Source organism: Chitinophaga sp. G7 BAM 1005 (genome assembly GCF_057126945.1).
This window is the reverse complement of the sequence record NZ_CP181478.1, coordinates 128,027-143,697: the sequence shown is the minus strand read 5'-3', so window position 1 is coordinate 143,697 and position 15,671 is coordinate 128,027. Positions and strand designations below refer to the sequence as shown.

Annotated in this window: 13 protein-coding genes; 3 read left to right on the top strand and 10 right to left on the bottom strand. The window is 48.2% G+C overall.

Annotation, left to right across the window (positions count from 1 at the left end):
* Positions 1–89 precede the first annotated feature (89 nt).
* The 3 genes from ACMXI2_RS00595 to ACMXI2_RS00585 all read right to left on the bottom strand — a co-directional run bounded on the left by ACMXI2_RS00595 (position 90) and on the right by ACMXI2_RS00585 (position 5,532).
* Entirely contained in the window at positions 90–2,576 is a 2,487-nt protein-coding gene (locus tag ACMXI2_RS00595; protein ID WP_483779806.1) for a bifunctional glycoside hydrolase family 9 protein/polysaccharide deacetylase, read from the bottom strand.
* 64 nt (positions 2,577–2,640) lie between these two features.
* Positions 2,641–5,025 carry an ABC transporter permease gene (locus ACMXI2_RS00590; protein ID WP_483779805.1) on the bottom strand — a complete coding sequence of 795 codons (2,385 nt, stop codon included), beginning with the start codon at positions 5,023–5,025 and terminating at the stop codon, positions 2,641–2,643.
* 138 nt (positions 5,026–5,163) lie between these two features.
* Positions 5,164–5,532 (bottom strand): VOC family protein, encoded by a 369-nt coding sequence (locus ACMXI2_RS00585; RefSeq protein WP_483779804.1) that lies wholly within the window; start codon positions 5,530–5,532, stop codon positions 5,164–5,166.
* A 58-nt stretch (positions 5,533–5,590) separates the two neighbouring features.
* On the opposite strand from ACMXI2_RS00585, the gene ACMXI2_RS00580 reads away from it, so the two are divergent.
* Positions 5,591–5,986: an SRPBCC domain-containing protein gene (locus ACMXI2_RS00580; protein ID WP_483779803.1), complete on the top strand. Its 396-nt coding sequence runs from the start codon at positions 5,591–5,593 to the stop codon at positions 5,984–5,986.
* 58 nt (positions 5,987–6,044) lie between these two features.
* On the opposite strand, the gene ACMXI2_RS00575 is transcribed toward ACMXI2_RS00580, so the two are convergent.
* On the bottom strand, positions 6,045–6,683 hold the full coding sequence (locus tag ACMXI2_RS00575; RefSeq protein ID WP_483779802.1) for an SMI1/KNR4 family protein: 639 nt from the start codon (positions 6,681–6,683) through the stop codon (positions 6,045–6,047).
* A gap of 39 nt (positions 6,684–6,722) precedes the next feature.
* Entirely contained in the window at positions 6,723–7,550 is an 828-nt protein-coding gene (locus tag ACMXI2_RS00570) for a metallophosphoesterase family protein (RefSeq protein WP_483779801.1), read from the bottom strand.
* A 212-nt stretch (positions 7,551–7,762) separates the two neighbouring features.
* On the opposite strand from ACMXI2_RS00570, the gene ACMXI2_RS00565 reads away from it, so the two are divergent.
* Complete coding sequence (locus ACMXI2_RS00565; protein WP_483779800.1) at positions 7,763–9,280, top strand: malate:quinone oxidoreductase; 1,518 nt, start codon at positions 7,763–7,765, stop codon at positions 9,278–9,280.
* Between the two features lie 144 nt (positions 9,281–9,424).
* Here the strand turns inward: ACMXI2_RS00565 and ACMXI2_RS00560 are convergent, their stop codons facing one another.
* Together ACMXI2_RS00560 and ACMXI2_RS00555 are read right to left on the bottom strand one after the other, a co-directional pair.
* On the bottom strand, positions 9,425–9,820 hold the full coding sequence (locus ACMXI2_RS00560) for a DUF1634 domain-containing protein (RefSeq protein ID WP_483779799.1): 396 nt from the start codon (positions 9,818–9,820) through the stop codon (positions 9,425–9,427).
* 3 nt (positions 9,821–9,823) lie between these two features.
* Complete coding sequence (locus tag ACMXI2_RS00555; protein ID WP_483779798.1) at positions 9,824–10,660, bottom strand: sulfite exporter TauE/SafE family protein; 837 nt, start codon at positions 10,658–10,660, stop codon at positions 9,824–9,826.
* Between the two features lie 144 nt (positions 10,661–10,804).
* Between ACMXI2_RS00555 and ACMXI2_RS00550 the strand changes: the two genes are divergently transcribed.
* Positions 10,805–11,641: a CvfB family protein gene (locus tag ACMXI2_RS00550; RefSeq protein WP_483779797.1), complete on the top strand. Its 837-nt coding sequence runs from the start codon at positions 10,805–10,807 to the stop codon at positions 11,639–11,641.
* Between the two features lie 46 nt (positions 11,642–11,687).
* Here ACMXI2_RS00550 and ACMXI2_RS00545 read toward each other — a convergent pair whose 3' ends face one another.
* The 3 genes from ACMXI2_RS00545 to ACMXI2_RS00535 are packed head-to-tail and all read right to left on the bottom strand — an operon-like array spanning position 11,688 to position 15,590.
* Positions 11,688–13,145, bottom strand: a complete 1,458-nt coding sequence (locus ACMXI2_RS00545; RefSeq protein WP_483779796.1) for a two-component system sensor histidine kinase NtrB — start codon at positions 13,143–13,145, stop codon at positions 11,688–11,690.
* A 51-nt stretch (positions 13,146–13,196) separates the two neighbouring features.
* Positions 13,197–14,618, bottom strand: a complete 1,422-nt coding sequence (locus tag ACMXI2_RS00540) for a DHA2 family efflux MFS transporter permease subunit (RefSeq protein ID WP_483779795.1) — start codon at positions 14,616–14,618, stop codon at positions 13,197–13,199.
* Between the two features lie 18 nt (positions 14,619–14,636).
* Positions 14,637–15,590, bottom strand: a complete 954-nt coding sequence (locus ACMXI2_RS00535) for a DnaJ C-terminal domain-containing protein (RefSeq protein WP_483779794.1) — start codon at positions 15,588–15,590, stop codon at positions 14,637–14,639.
* Positions 15,591–15,671 lie beyond the last annotated feature (81 nt).

The window sequence follows — 15,671 nt, the reverse complement described above, 5'->3', positions numbered from 1 at the left end:
CGTCTTAATTTTGGTTGTCTTTGTCTTTATTCACATTCATCTGTTCAAGTTCGCTAAAAATTGGCAGGTCACCAAAAGGACCATTATTGTTATTGCAGCACCTGTTCCAATGTATTGAAATGATATCCGCGCTGCTTCAGCGTGGTGATCAATGTGCCCAGCCGGTGATAAAATTTATCCGTTCTGCGGGGATCGGTACCTATATGCGTCAGCAACAGGAAGCCGTTCAACCCGGCGGGGCGGGTTGCTTCATATTGCATAATGGACTGATAAATTTCCGCCGAGGTACGGTATTGTTTTCCCAGCGCCGGATAGGTATAATCGGCATTGGAACGTGTGCCCGGTGTAAAATTAATCAGCTGCAATCCCGCTGTGGCGGCCCATGTCACAATGCTGTCGTTGTACCATTCATAGGCGGGTAAAAACCAGGGAGCGGCTTCTTTTGAAATCCCTGCTGCTGCCATTTTTGTATAGTTGGCCTGCAGATCGTCGAGGAACTGTTTTTTTGTAACCAGTAAACTATCCCTGTTTTGCCAGTCGCAATACAGGAGATGCTGATCACCGTGCGCGCCTAAGTAATGTCCGTCTGCTTTCAACTGCCGGATGAGTGCCTGGTGAGCGGGTTGCTGATAAAATCTGCCGGTAAAAAAGAATGCGGCTTTTACGTGCTGTTGCTGCAATGTATGGCGGATTAATTGTGCGCCGTCTGCATATTCATCTCCGGTAAAAACAAGTGTCAGTTGCTTTTTGCTGCTATCTCCCCGGATCAATCCCCCATGATTGTATTGCCGCTTGCCGGCCCCTTCCTGCGCTTTGGCGGCCAGCAGGTATACCAGGGAGGCCGTACCATCCATTGTAGGCTCATTGGTGCTGTAATCGCCTGCATCGTCGTGATACACGGCGAGGTTACTTTGAAACGCGGCGTATTCATCCGGGTTTGACAAGCGGATGCCAATGAGATTTTTGTAGATGTTGGTGTATACAGGGCCGTCTACCAGTCCGCCATCTACCGGGTAGTGGCCGATAGCAGAAAAGGCCGCGTGCGGATCTGTGGGCGTATCACCATCTGCAGGCAGCCCGTAAACCATGCTGGTCCCCCAGGGATTGCAGCCAAAAAGCCAGTCGATGTTTGCCTGCTCCAGCGCTGCAAAAGTATTTTTATTGCTGAGTTGCCGGTACCAGTAACACTGGATGACAAAAGCGGCCGTCAGGTTATTGCTGCACCAGATAAATGGTATACCGCGATAAAATGCATTATGCTTCGCTTTATTCCACACCTGTTGGATACCGGTTTCATAATACCCGGTGAGCCGTGCCCTTTCTGCGCCGGTGCTTTGCTGTGCCAACGCATAATGCCCGAGGTTGATGAATGGATACCACTGGTAATGGTTGGCGGTATCGGCGCCCAGCCACGGCGTTACTTTTTCCTGCGCGGCATAGCCTGCAGCCGCCTGGCGGTATTGCGTTTCTTTTGTGATGTGGTACAGTTGTGCAGCGGCCAGCTCCATGTCATCGGTCCAGTTGTCTTCTGCATAAATGTAGGGCGATAATACAGATGCTGTTTGGCATACGCCGGGTTGTTTTTGTCCCATCTGCCAGGCGGAGAAAGCCCGGGTTTTCAATAGCTGCGCATATGCCGGCGCTGTTGCTTTCAGTAAATCATATCCAAGTGCGAAAGCGCTGGAAAACTTTCCTGCCGTAGATGCGACCCCGGTGCTTTTGTTTTTGTACTTACCTAAACCCTGCGGTTTGCCGGTGCAAAAATATACGGGGCGTTCAAAGCCTTTACCATAAAAATTATCTTCGCCAGGCAGGCGAAGACCGTGATGATCGCGGTCGTCTGCAACCTGGTTAAACATCACGTTATCGGATGGATGCATTTTCAACAGCCAGTCGAGGCCCCATTTTGCTTCGTCCAGCACATCGCTGATATGATTGCTGCCGGGCAGGCCATTGGCCGAATAGTTATCTTCAAAAACACCCGGAAAATCGCGGTAAGCTGCCAGCAGGTGAAAGGCTGCATTGGCGGAAGTAGTTACATATTGGAGGTAGTCGGTGGCATCATGCCAGCCGCCCACTACGTCGATATGCGTACTGTCGGGCATAGGGCCGTACATGGTGTAGCCGTCGTGCGTGTGACAGGAATCTTTGAGTGTTGGATTAAATCCGCTTCTCTGCTGCCGCATATAACGCAGCAAAAAACCGGGCGTGCCTGCATATACGTTATCGCCTATACGAAAAGCAGGTGAAATGGTACTGTCTGTTTTCAGGTAATATTTTCCGGGAGATGAATAGGCGGAGAAGTCCAGCCGGCAGGTTTGATCAAACGGGCCGTAGGCGCCGAAAGGTGTACCTGTACTTCCTGTAAAAACAACTTTACCGGTAGCTGCTGACACCAGTTGAAAAGTGCGGGGCTGTGCAATCCCTTTACCGCCCCATACGGCTGCTTTAACCCCACCGGGAAGATATCCGAGCTCGTTAATACGTATCCACGCAGCGGGCGCCTGTGCATGGCTGCCGGCAGCTATGCAAAGTAAGAATAACAGGTATGCAGCAAACAGCCGGCTATTTTTCATTATTCAAAGCGGGTTGAGGATATTCAATAAAAATACCTTTTTTACCGCACAGGGAAAAGAAAAATTATTCTGCCCGCAGGCTCCTCACCGGGTTAGCCAGTGCGGCTTTTGCGGCCTGGTAGCTTACGGTGAGCAGCGCTATCAGCAAGGCGCCCATCATGGTAAAGGCAAATATCTGCCATACAATGGTGGTATGATATTCATACTGTAACAGCCACCTGTTTAAGCAATACCATGCTATGGGAATTGCAATACAGCAGGAAATGGTGACCAGTATCACGAAATCTTTCGACAACATTTTCCACAACTGGTATACGGAAGCGCCCATTACTTTGCGGATGCCTATCTCTTTGGTACGTTGCTCCGCGAGGTAAGAAGCAAGGCCAAACAAACCTAAACAGCTGATCATGATAGCCAGCACCGCAAAGAAAGTAGATAGCTGCCCGATACGTTCTTCTTCACTGAATTTCTTTGCATATTCTTCGTCGGCAAATTTATATTCAAACGGTGCAGCGGGATTATATTTCTGCATCACGTTTTGTATAGTAGCCATAGCTTTACCGGTGCTTACTTCCGGGTTAATCCGGATGTTCACAAAATTTCCGGGTTCTTTCAGCAGGTAGTAAATAGCGGGTCTTACTTCCTCATACGGCGAGGCCATGATCATATTATGCACCACGCCAAGCACATGATAATCCAGGCTATCCTTGCGGATAATTTCACCTACCGCGTTATCAAATCCCATGTATTTTGCCGCCGCTTCATTCAAAATAAGTCCCATAGAATCCGAAGCAAACTGCTCTGAAAAATCGCGGCCTGCAATAAACTGCCAGTCAACCGCTTTACCATAATCCATTCTGCCGCCAATCACCACAAAGCCGGTCTCCTGGTCAGATCGCTGCCCTCTCCATTTATAATCGCCTGCGCTGGCCCATATATCGGTGAGTGGCCCCTGCGACTCCGACACGGCGGTAACCAGGCCAGAGCCCATCAGTTCATTCTTGATCACCTTATAGTTCTTGTAGATTTCCGGGGTAGTCATTTGTATGGAAAGCAGGCCATTACGCGTATATCCTACGGGGCGGTTTTTCGCAAACTGGATTTGCCGGTAAATAACAATGGTGCCGATGATTAAAATAATGGATACCGTGAACTGTACTACGATCAGTGCTTTACGCGGCACGGCGGCAAAACGGCCGGCGCGGAAAGTACCTTTCAATACCTTCAGCGGCTGAAAGGAGGAGAGATAAAGCGCCGGGTAGCTGCCTGCCAGTAAACCGGTGAACAAACTAAATCCGAGGCCAATAAGCCAGAACACCGGGCTATCCCATAAAATGCCAATATGTTTATTGGCTACCTGGTTAAACCAGGGCAGCACTATTAATACGATCAATATGGATAACACAAAAGAAAAGAATGCCACCAGCACAGATTCGCTCAGGAACTGCCAGATCAGCTGCCGGCGCATAGAACCAATAGCTTTACGGATACCTACTTCTTTTGCACGCTTTTCCGACCGGGCGGTGCTCAGGTTCATAAAGTTGATGCAGGCCAGCATTAATACGAACAGTCCTATTATCCCAAACAGTTTCACATAACGTATTTGTCCGCCGGTGTTCACACCATTTTCAAAAGAGGAATACAAATGCCACTTACGCATCGGGTGCAGGAATATTTCTCCTTTCACGCCTGGGTCGAGGGTTACATGCGGCGCCAATACCTGGTTTATTTTTGCAGATACTTTATCCATATCCGCATTGTCTGCCAGCTGCACAAATATTTTCGTGATGTTGAAGTCCCACCTGTCTTTCGCATCGCCTATCCAGGTCCAGTTATTTATAAACAGCGCCCACGGAGCAATATAATCGATGTTGCTAAAGGAAGTATTTTCGGGCAGGTCTTCATATACACCTGTTACTTTCAGTACGAGGTTACGGTTGTTATCCATTTTCACCAGCTGGTCCATTGGATCTTTGTCGCCGAACAAAGCGGTAGCCAGGCGGGCAGACAGTAAGACAGACGCCGGTTCTTTCAGGCCGTTACGTGTGCCTTTCAACATCTTCAAAGAAAACATTTCAGGACCGCCGGATTCTGAAAAAACGCCGGTACGGGTAAACTTTTTATCTCCTGCAGCAAGGGTATGTGTGCCATCTGCCACTATCGCTACCTGCTTAAAGTCGTCGGGATAGGTGCTCCGCAAAGCCGCTGCCAGAGGAATGGGCATTGAATTAAATGCGCCTGCCTCGTCGCCTTTTGACATACGTTGCCATACGTTTGCAATGCGGTCGTAATTAGCATGGTACTTATCGTACGACAACTCATTCCAGATCCATAAGCCTATGAGCATGGTTACCGCCATGCCGGCGGATAAACCAAAGATGTTGATAAAGGAGGTAGCCCTGTTCTTCAACAGGTTCCTGAAAGCAATTTTCAAATAATTCCTGATCATGGCAAGGCGGATTTGATAGACGCCCTAAAGACACAAGAAAACCGCCATAGTTGCATGGCCTTATCCACAAAGAATTACAGGGGAATCGCCTTTCTTTTTCTGTCCGGAAATGGACGATAAATGCCCGGAAATGAACAATCAGGAAGGCTGCTGAAGGATCACGCACACTTCTTCTGTATCTCTCAGGGCAAATTCCAGCGCTCCCCAGGGTTGAAGCCTTATTTCCGGTAAATTGGGGTGTAGTAATTCAGGGTGACTCCCTTTCACTAACGCATATACCGCTTCTATATCATCGGTTTCCAGTCTTATTTCGGGTCTGTCTTTGATGGCCCATTCATGACTTTCAATGAGATGGATCACCAGGTTATCCCGCTTGACGATGCAAAACGGCTGTTCCCCGCTGTCATCGCGGTAGGCCACCGAAAACCCCAGCGTATCCACAAATAGCTGCAAACCTACATTCATATCCGAATAAAAGATATTCGGGATCAGTTTGGTTAGTTGCATATGCTCAATTTTTATAGAAAAGTAAATAATAATTCATCAATTCAGTAGCTTTGAAACCATGAAAGATTACAAAAAACATTTTATACTCGCTGCCCCGCCTGAAGAAGTATATGCGGCACTCACCAATCCGGCCACCATTCAGCTGTGGACAGGCGAAGTAGCTGAAATGTCGACAGAGCCGGGTGCTGAATTCGCTTTATGGGAAGGAAGTATTGTGGGTAAAAACCTGGAATTTGAGCAGGACAAAAAGATTGTGCAGCAATGGTATTTTATGGATGATGAAGAGGAAGAAGAAGAAAATCCGTCGATCGTAACCATCAAGCTGCATCCATCTCCAAAGGGAACAGATGTGGAGCTGAAGCATGTTAATATTCCGGATGAAGCCTATGAAGATATTATTGCCGGCTGGAATGAGCAGTATTTCGGCTCGCTGATAGATTTTTATAAAGATTAAAATAAGTGGAGCCAGCTAAAAATGTGATCCTATTCCCATCACATTTTTAGCCGGTTTGTTATCCCCTGGTTTGGTAAGGGAAGCTGCTATCCAGCCATTCAAAGTTCATTTCTTTCTCTACAATTTCGTGCAGGGCCACGTTGGTCAATCTTCCAAAACTATATACCGCTTCTATGATCCCCGCCTGGTGTGGCGTGAGGTAAGGAGCATGTGTGCGCAGGAAGTTGCCGCAGTTTTCTTTCATATTACCATGTGCAATCAACGAAGGGTTCCTGGGATCCAGGTCCGTTACGGCTTCTAGCATTTGTAAAAAGATAAAGTCCTGCAGGTTTTTAGCCAGGATACAGGCTTCATTGGAATCATGAAACACCTGTACAATGGGCACATCGTCGCCGTTTTGCAGGTTGTAGTAAAAAGCGAACCAGTCGCCGGCGCCGCTCATGGCAAAGGGAACAAACTGGTGTACAGGGTCTGCGAAGAGCAGTCCTTCATCCATTTCTTCGTCCACGGTGGGCAGGGCCATTATTTCAAGATCGTTGGCATATAACAGTAAAGGCGGTGCGGTTTTGATAGCAGGGTATACTTTATCCAGCCAGTCTTCCCCAAACTCACCCCAGTTCAGCATACCATCCTTATATAATTGTTTATAGAGCGTTGGATAGGTAAATCCGTAATCTTTTTCAAGTTCCTCCAGCATAGATTTTCTTTTTGCATCCCGAATGTAGCGGCAAAATAGCTAAACTTTCGGAAAAACCCGTTCGTTCTGTCTTTTCAGCGGGTTCATAATAAAAGAGAGCAGGCTGCCATCTTCTTTTAATTCCACCACCCGGAAACCGTGATAGCCAACCCCCCAGCTGCCGCCTACGTGACCATCGAACAGGAAGGGGATGGGACAGTTGTCGAGCATTTTAACGCTGTCCTGGTCATGGTCATGTCCGTTAAAGATGGCCCTGATATTCGGATATTTCCGGATCAGGGTTTGGAATTCCTGGCAATCCAGCCCGTTATCCGTCCATTTTACCGGGGTAATATGTAAGAAGATGAATATGTTTTGAACCGTTTTGTATTGTTCCAGCTTTTGTGCGAACCAGTCAACATCCGGGCAGATATACTTTCCTTTTTCATCGGCGGTGTTGCCGAGGAGGATTACATAGTTGCCCATTACGATGTCGTGGTTGAGGGGCATTCCCCATGCCTGTTCCCAGGCGGCCGCCGGCACCATGTCGTGATTTCCGTGGGTAACCAGCAGTTTGGGATGCAGCTGTTTCAGTTTGGCGGCGGCGGGCAGCAACAGGGCCGGATCGTTGTGGATGATATCTCCGTTGAACGTAAAAAACTCGCAGGGATACTGGTGCTGGTATTGGTTAAAAGCCGTTTGCAGGTCCAGGAAATACTGGTCGTAATTGGTTTTAGGTTCTCCATAGTGCCAGTCGGACCCAACCGCAAAGCGGAAAATGGTTTTACTGTCGAAGTGCCGTGGCGTTACGGCGTTTACTATTTTACCGCAGGCAGAAATCACTACTGCTGCGGATACTCCTTTTAAAAACAGGCGTCTGTTCATCATAAAATAAAAATAAACTTTCCGGGCAGTCAATTATTTCATTGCCAAATGCTTAACCAAAATATAAAATTATATATACGCCGCGACAAATTCAAAACTTTCAATCCGTTCAGAAAGAATTGTAATAATATTGTTAAAGTGTAGTAAACGAGCAATTTATTCTCCCTGCATAAGTGTTTTGATTGTAACTTTGCACCTCGAATAAAAATGGGGTTATGTTTAGAAGCAAGAGTACAGCTGGAACAGGTCCGGATGTGGTTTTAATCGGCGCCGGGATCATGAGCGCAACACTTGGAATGCTCCTGAAAGAGCTGGAACCTGAGTTAACCATTGCAATTTTTGAACGACTGGACGTGGCAGCTGCAGAAAGTTCCGATGCATGGAACAATGCGGGCACAGGACACTCCGCATTTTGCGAGTTGAACTACACGCCACAGAAACAGGATGGATCAGTAGACATTAAAAAAGCGGTGAACATTGCAGAACAATTTGAAGTGTCCCGTCAGTTTTGGTCCTACCTGGTAGAAAATAACATCATTTCCAATCCGCACAACTTTATACAGGCTATTCCCCATATGAGTTTTGTTTGGGGAGAAGAGAATGTGGATTACCTCAGAAAGCGCTACAATGCCCTGCAGCAGTGCCATCTGTTTAAAACGATGGAGTATTCCGAAGATCCGGAAAAGCTGAAAAACTGGATGCCCCTGGTAATGAAAGGCCGCGATGCCTCCCAGAAAGTAGCGGCTACCCACATGGAAATGGGTACAGACGTGAACTTCGGCGCTTTAACCCGTGCCTTGTTTAACCATCTCGAAAAAATGGATGGTGTGAGCATGCACTTCAACCATGATGTGCGCGACTTTAAAAAAGAAGACGACGGCAGCTGGACGATCAGGGTGAAAAACCGTGGTACCCGCGAGAAACAATCCATCAACACAAAATTCGTATTCATTGGCGCCGGCGGCGGTTCCCTGCCGTTGCTGGAAAAGTCGGACATTCCGGAAGGAAAGGGTTTCGGCGGTTTCCCGGTAAGCGGACAATGGCTGCGTTGCAATAATCCTGAAATAATTGAACAGCACCGCGCGAAAGTATATGGCAAAGCCTCTGTGGGCGCGCCTCCTATGTCGGTGCCACATCTCGACACCCGCATGATAGACGGACAAAGAGCCTTGCTGTTTGGCCCTTATGCCGGGTTCTCCACCAAGTTCCTGAAAAATGGTTCCTTCATGGACCTGCCTTTATCCATCAAAGCCAACAACATCGTACCAATGGTGTCTGCCGGTTTGGATAATATTCCGCTGACCAAATACCTGATTGCACAGGTAAGGCAAAAGCCGGAAGACAGGCTGGAAGCGCTGAGGGAATATTTCCCCGAAGCTAAAATGGAAGACTGGGAACTGGAAATTGCCGGACAACGTGTACAGGTGATTAAAAAAGATCCTGAACATGGTGGTATCCTGGAATTTGGTACCGAAGTAGTAAGTGCCGCCGATGGTTCCATTGCGGCCCTGCTGGGTGCTTCTCCGGGCGCTTCTACCGCAGTGTCCATCATGCTGAACCTGCTGAAACGCTGCTTTAATGAAGACGTGCAAACAGAGGCATGGCAGATCAAACTGAAAAAAATGATCCCTTCTTATGGACAGTCGCTCCTGAACAATCCTGCCCTCTGCGATGAGCTGCGTACCTGGACCACCCAGGTGCTGGAACTCCGCGAAATGGAAATGGCGCCATAATATTCCCGTAGTTGGATATTTTATTCCCTCCCACGGGAATAAAATATCCAACTAAAAAAATACCAGTTTCCGGTAAAATCAGCCCATTCCGGACCAGTTTTTTATAGCGGTGACACGCTGACGCGTAGGGCCCGCCACGCTGCATTACCCCGCTAGGCCCCCCAGCATACTAAACAAAATAATACCCAGTACAAGGAGCGTAATACCTACATACAGGTAGTCTTTCTCTATTAAAAAAGCGATCACTGAAAAGACTATACGAATAATGGGAGTGGCAATTAATAACACAATCCCCAGCTGGATAATGTTCATGCCCTTGTTTTCCATCACGCCCTGCCAGATCCCGGGCAGGTTGGCCAGTCCTTCCCTGACACCGGTGAAGTCGCCATAGGAGGGCTGTTCATGACCATGACGAACGAGGTAGATCACACCGCCGGCAAACACGATAATACTGGAAACAATAACGCCTATACGTAGTTGTTTGCCTATGAGCTGCTGGATATCTTTATCCCGGAAATACTTTGAGAGTGCCTGTTTCATAGTTTATAATTTTCCGGTTATGCCGTTATAGATCATCTGTAATGCCAGGAAGCCTATTACTACGCTAAAGACTATACGCAGCCATTTCACGTTGGCGCGCGTCAGCAAATGGGAACCTGCAAAAGCGCCTGCCAGCACGCCCAGTACTACCGGCATGCATAATCCCGGGGAAATATATCCCCGTTGCAGGTATACTACGGCGCTGGCTGCGGCGGTAACGCCGATCATAAAATTGCTGGTAGTAGTAGACACTTTAAAAGGAATACGCATAATATTATCCATTGCCATCACTTTCAGTGCGCCGGAACCGATGCCGAGTAACCCGGACATTACGCCCGCGAAGGTCATCATAAAATACCCGCCGGCTACGTGATGCACCTTGTAATTGACCACACCGCCGGCAGACGGATAGCTTCCGTTGAGCCGCAGCTGCTCCGCCGCTTTGCTGTCGCCCTGATCTGCGCGAAACTCCATTTTCTTACGGAAAGACATCATGGATGAAAAAATGAGAACCAGTCCAAAAATAATGGCGACTACATTGGTGGGCATATACACTGCTATCAGTGCGCCCGCTACAGCTCCTGTGGTAGTGGCAATTTCCAGGAACATACCCAGCCGGATATTGGTAATGCCCTCCTTAACATATGCAGAGGCCGAGCCGGAAGAAGTGGCAATGGAGGCTACCAAAGCGGCGCCTATGGCATACCGGATATCGACGTGAAATACCAGGGTTAGCAGGGGAATGATCACAACGCCGCCGCCTAAGCCGGTCAGCGATCCCAGCAGACCAGCCAAAAAGGCCCCGCCGAGCAGGATCAGGGTGAATGATAAAATCGTCATAAGATGGTTTGGTTGGTTTTAGACCGGATATCCGGGAATTACAAGTATTACCTGATATCTGATATTTGCAAAAGTAAGCAGAATATGATTCTCGCAATCCGGCAATCTATAAGTAACTTGCAGCCTGACAATTAATCGTTTTTTATGATAAAGGTGGGTGAATACAACCTGTTAAGGGTGAAAAAAGAAGCTGATTTTGGTGTGTACCTCGAAGGCATAGATCAGGAAATCCTGCTGCCCACAAGGTTTGTACCCGACGGTACCCGTGTAGGCGATGAACTGGAAGTATTTCTTTACCACGATTCTGAAAATCGCCTGATTGCCACTACCCAGCGCCCGTATGGGATTGCAGGGGATATTGTGATGCTGAAAACCGTGAGCGTTACCAAACAGGGCGCTTTCCTGGACTGGGGACTGATGAAGGACCTGTTTGTGGCTTCGTCGCAACAGCTTACCCGCATGGCGCCCGGACAGGAATACCTCGTGAAAATATACATCGATGAACTCACCGGCCGCCTTGCTGCCACAGAAAAGATCGACCGTTACCTCAGCAACGAAAACCTCACCGTACAGGAAAAGGACCAGGTAAACCTGGTGATCTACCGCCGTACCGACATAGGTTACGTAGTTATCATCAATAACCTGCATACCGGCATCCTGCATCACAACGAAATATTCCGCCCCCTTGAAATCGGGGATAAAATACCGGGCTTCATCCGCCAGATCAAAGGCGATAAAATAGATGTGATCCTGGGTAAACCCGGATTTAATAAAGTGGAAGACGAGTCAGAAAAAATCCTCCGGTTGCTGCAGGAAAATAATGGCTACCTGCCATATCATGACAAATCGACGCCGGAAGAGATACAGGAGTTTTTTGGGATGAGTAAGAAAACATTCAAAATGACCATTGGCAACCTGTACAAACAACGGAAGATCGTGTTTACACAAACAGGCATCAAAGCAGAAGAAGAGGATAAATAATATCATCAGCCGGTAAATACCTGATGGTGTTTACCGGCTGATGATATTATTCAATGCCGTTCGCTCCCGCTATAGGGAACCCTATCAGGAAAGTAGTTCCTTCTCCCAATGCACTATCTACCGCAATGCTACCCTTATGCTGAAGTATAATATTCTGGGTAGCCGTTAACCCAAGTCCTGTTCCTTTTGTTTTATTGGTAAAAAAGGGTTCAAACAGTTTCGCCAGGTTCTGCGCGGAAATACCATTACCGTTATCGGTTATACGAACAAATACCTTTTCTGCCTCCTGCCATGTCCTGATGGTAAGCCTTCCCTCACCGGCCTTCATCGCTTCAATACCGTTAATAATAATATTCAGAAAAGCAATGAGGATCTTATCTTCATCAGCCAGGATCATGCAATCCGGTTCGCACATTTCCTTTACCACCGTAATGGTGCTCAACTGCAGCCTGTCGGCCGCAAGCTGGAGCGCTTTTTCCACCAGCACATTCAGTCCCAGTGGCAGCATGTTCAGTTCAGACATCCGTGTGGACTGGAGCAGTTCCGTTACCAGGTGATTGATACGATGGCAGTTGCGCTCCATGATATCCAGGTATAGTGTACAATCTTCCGTTTCGGCCACCGGCTCCGTTTTAAGCTGGGACACCGCCAGCAGGATATTTGTCAGCGGATTACGGACTTCATGCGCTATCAGGCGGGCAATGCGCCCGGTGATGACAAATTTTTCCTGTTGCTGCTTTTCCCTTTCCTTCCGTTTGCGGGCGGTAATATCCTGGATGATACACAGGTATAACTGCTTTTTTTCATCCAGCAGCGAGGCGTTGATCATTACATCGAGCTGCTGCCCGGATTTGCTGCGGAATACATACTCCTTCTGCACTACCCCTTCATCACTGCAAAGCTGATCGAGAAAAGAACTGATCACTCCTTCCTCCGCAAACAGGCCCTGGAGATGGCTGCCGTACAGTTCTGCCTCCTCGTATTTTAATACATTGAGTGCGGCCGGGTTAGCAGCCACAATCTTGTGTTCGCAATCTGCCAGGAGGATAAGATCATTGGATTTTTCGAAGATGCTGAAATAGCGTTTCTCACTTTTTTCAACAGCCAGGAGATGACTGAATTTATCGAGGGTATAACGGATGGCCCTCTCCAGCAAGGCTGCGTTGATCTCACTTTTCACGAGATAATCGGACGCACCGGCCAGCATCGCTTCCTTATCTATGTGGTAGTCGCCCTTCCCTGTAAATAAAATAACGGGGGCTTTATATCCCAGGTTGCGGAAATGATGCAACACATCAATACCTGTATAAGCGCCAAGACGATAATCTACCAGGTAAAGATCGTGCGCATGGGCTTCAATTGCCAACAACCCTTCTTTGTAGGAAGAAACCCACTGCAAAACGTATTGATCGGGCGAAATATCCTGTAGTAAAGAGTTTACAAGGAAAAAGTCATCTTCGTCGTCGTCGATCATCAATATGTGCTTCTTACCATTTGTTATCATAAATGCCGCAAAAGTTAACCTATCTTCACCAATAATCATGCACTAAAAAAGTCAGGTATCAATGTGGGCATCCGTATCTTTCAATGCCACATTCCGTCGGGGCAGGAACCAGGCGGGAATCAGGGTTATCAGCAGGATAAACAGGGAAATATGAAAGCCCTGCTTCAGGGCGAGGTGATGTGCATAACGGCCTTCATGTCCCGCCAGCACATATTTATTATAGGCAGCCTGGGTTACAATGGCCAGTACCGCAATACCAATAGCTCCGCCCACCTGTTGCATCAGGGTACTGATAGACGACGCCATCGTTACCTCGCTGGGGCGCACTGCACTCAGTGTGGCAGCATTCAGCGGTGCGAGTAAAAGGCCCATGCCCAGCCCTCTCACCGTCATGGTTATGATCACACTGGAAAGACTACTGCTTTTATCCAGCAGGGCAAACAGGTACATGGATACCGCCAGCAACGCAATGCCCAGCATGGATATTTCCCTGGAGCCGTGTTTATCGGACCAGCGCCCTGCAAAAGGCATCATTGCCGCCATGAATACCGAATTGGGGAGAATCAGCAACCCCGACATCCCTTCTGAAAAGCCCATCTGCTCCTGCAACAGGAACGGCATGAGGAATAGTCCGCCAAACAGCGCCGCCGACCTCGAAATAGTGACGAGGATACAACTTACAAAAGAATAATTGGCAAACAGATCCAGGTTAATGATAGGCTCTTTTTTATGTTTGTCTATCCAGATAAAAACAGCAAATGCGATCAGCGCTACGCCCAGTGTAGCCAGTATTTCGGGAGAAGTGATCCCTACTACTTCCGCCCGTGCCACCCCATATTGCAGGCAAACCAGGAATATGGTAAGCGCCACAAAACCGGTAAGATCAAAAGGCAGTTTCAGCTTGGGCTGCTTGCGCAGTACATCCAGGTAACGGAAGGCGAGGATTACTGTAATGATGCCGATAGGAATGTTGATATAGAAGATAGAAGGCCAGCCAAACTTTTCAGTGAGGATTCCTCCCAGTGTTGGCCCCATAGCAGGGCCCACCAGGTTGCCGAGGCCCCACCATCCCAGCACAGCGCCACGTACCCTGGCCGGAAACACGTAAGAGATAATGGCCATAGAGGTGGGCGCCATAGCCCCGCCTCCCAGTGCCTGGATCACCCGGGCGGTAAGCAGGCTATCCAGGCTGGTAGACAAAGCGCACATTAAAGACCCTAACGTAAAAAGGGAGATGGCGCCAATATAAAGATTGAAAAAGCCAATCCTGTTTTTCAGCCAGTTGGTGAGTGGCATCAATACGGAAAAACTGAGCATGTATACTGTAATTACCCATTCAATTTCGTCGAGTGTACAGTTAAACTGTTTACTCATAACGGGAAGGGATATATTAACGATACTGGAGTCTATCCCGGCCATAGTGGTGCCCATAATTACCACTATGAGGATGCCTGTCCGGTTGATATCTCTCATACCCGGTCTTTCAAAAGTTTAAGCATGGCCATCCTCATTTAATTGTGAAAGTTGCTGAAACAATTCTTTCTCCTTGTCGGAAAGCTTTGCCGGTATATGTACAATTGCTTTGATATATAGATCCCCGGCCGTTCCGCTGTTGTCGTAAGCAGGCATTCCTTTGCCTTTCAAGCGAAAAACCCTTCCGCTGTCTGTTCCTGCCGGAATATTCATATTCAGCGAAACGCCCGGTGTGTTTACGGTTAGTTTGCCTCCCAGTATAGCGGTATACAAAGGCACTGGCAGATCGGTATAAATATCTTTCCCTTTCAGTTCGTATTGCGGATGTGGCGCCAGGTGCACGGTAATGAGGAGATCACCGTTTTCTCCTCCTTTGCGGCCCGGGTTTCCTTTTCCTTTCAGGCGAATCACCTGGCCCTCATACAGTCCCGGCTTCAGCTTGATATTGAGCCTGCTGCCACCCACTTCCACCTGCCGGGTAGTGCCGGTATAAGCGTCTTCCAGGGATACTTCCATTGTTGCCTGTACATCGCGGCCCCTGCCGGGGCCCTGTTGCCGCCGGCTGCCGCCTGCACCTGAAAACCGGCTGCCAAAAAGCTGTTCAAAGAAATCGGAGAAGTTGCCTTCCCCGCCGCCGAACATATCACCCATATCGCCGCTGCCATAAGAGTAGGTGCGGCGCTGCCCGCCGCCACCGCCGTACTGCGACCAGTCGTAGTCTTCCGGCCGGCCTCCGTGCTGTTCATAATATTTGTAGTTTTCGCCAAACTGGTCATACTTCTTGCGCTTGTCGGCATCACTCAGCACTTCATAGGCTTCATTGATCTCTTTGAATTTATCTTCAGCGGCTTTATCACCAGGATTCTTATCCGGATGATATTTTACCGCCAGTTTACGGTAGGCTTTTTTGATCTGCTCAGCTGTTGCCGTTTTCTCTACTCCCAGAATCTTATAATAATCCTTTACGTCCATAGCTCTAAAACATGTTAATGTGATAACTTGTTTTATGAATTTACGAATTAACCCGGAAAAATAATTGGTGAACAGCCACGG

What these genes read in the sequence shown, in the direction of transcription:
- ACMXI2_RS00595 (WP_483779806.1), bottom strand. Translation starts at nt 2,576, where the DNA reads ATGAAAAATAGCCGGCTGTTTGCTGCATACCTGTTATTCTTACTTTGC.
- ACMXI2_RS00590 (WP_483779805.1), bottom strand. Translation starts at nt 5,025, where the DNA reads ATGATCAGGAATTATTTGAAAATTGCTTTCAGGAACCTGTTGAAGAAC.
- ACMXI2_RS00585 (WP_483779804.1), bottom strand. Translation starts at nt 5,532, where the DNA reads ATGCAACTAACCAAACTGATCCCGAATATCTTTTATTCGGATATGAAT.
- ACMXI2_RS00580 (WP_483779803.1), top strand. Translation starts at nt 5,591, where the DNA reads ATGAAAGATTACAAAAAACATTTTATACTCGCTGCCCCGCCTGAAGAA.
- ACMXI2_RS00575 (WP_483779802.1), bottom strand. Translation starts at nt 6,683, where the DNA reads ATGCTGGAGGAACTTGAAAAAGATTACGGATTTACCTATCCAACGCTC.
- ACMXI2_RS00570 (WP_483779801.1), bottom strand. Translation starts at nt 7,550, where the DNA reads ATGATGAACAGACGCCTGTTTTTAAAAGGAGTATCCGCAGCAGTAGTG.
- ACMXI2_RS00565 (WP_483779800.1), top strand. Translation starts at nt 7,763, where the DNA reads ATGTTTAGAAGCAAGAGTACAGCTGGAACAGGTCCGGATGTGGTTTTA.
- ACMXI2_RS00560 (WP_483779799.1), bottom strand. Translation starts at nt 9,820, where the DNA reads ATGAAACAGGCACTCTCAAAGTATTTCCGGGATAAAGATATCCAGCAG.
- ACMXI2_RS00555 (WP_483779798.1), bottom strand. Translation starts at nt 10,660, where the DNA reads ATGACGATTTTATCATTCACCCTGATCCTGCTCGGCGGGGCCTTTTTG.
- ACMXI2_RS00550 (WP_483779797.1), top strand. Translation starts at nt 10,805, where the DNA reads ATGATAAAGGTGGGTGAATACAACCTGTTAAGGGTGAAAAAAGAAGCT.
- ACMXI2_RS00545 (WP_483779796.1), bottom strand. Translation starts at nt 13,145, where the DNA reads ATGATAACAAATGGTAAGAAGCACATATTGATGATCGACGACGACGAA.
- ACMXI2_RS00540 (WP_483779795.1), bottom strand. Translation starts at nt 14,618, where the DNA reads ATGAGAGATATCAACCGGACAGGCATCCTCATAGTGGTAATTATGGGC.
- ACMXI2_RS00535 (WP_483779794.1), bottom strand. Translation starts at nt 15,590, where the DNA reads ATGGACGTAAAGGATTATTATAAGATTCTGGGAGTAGAGAAAACGGCA.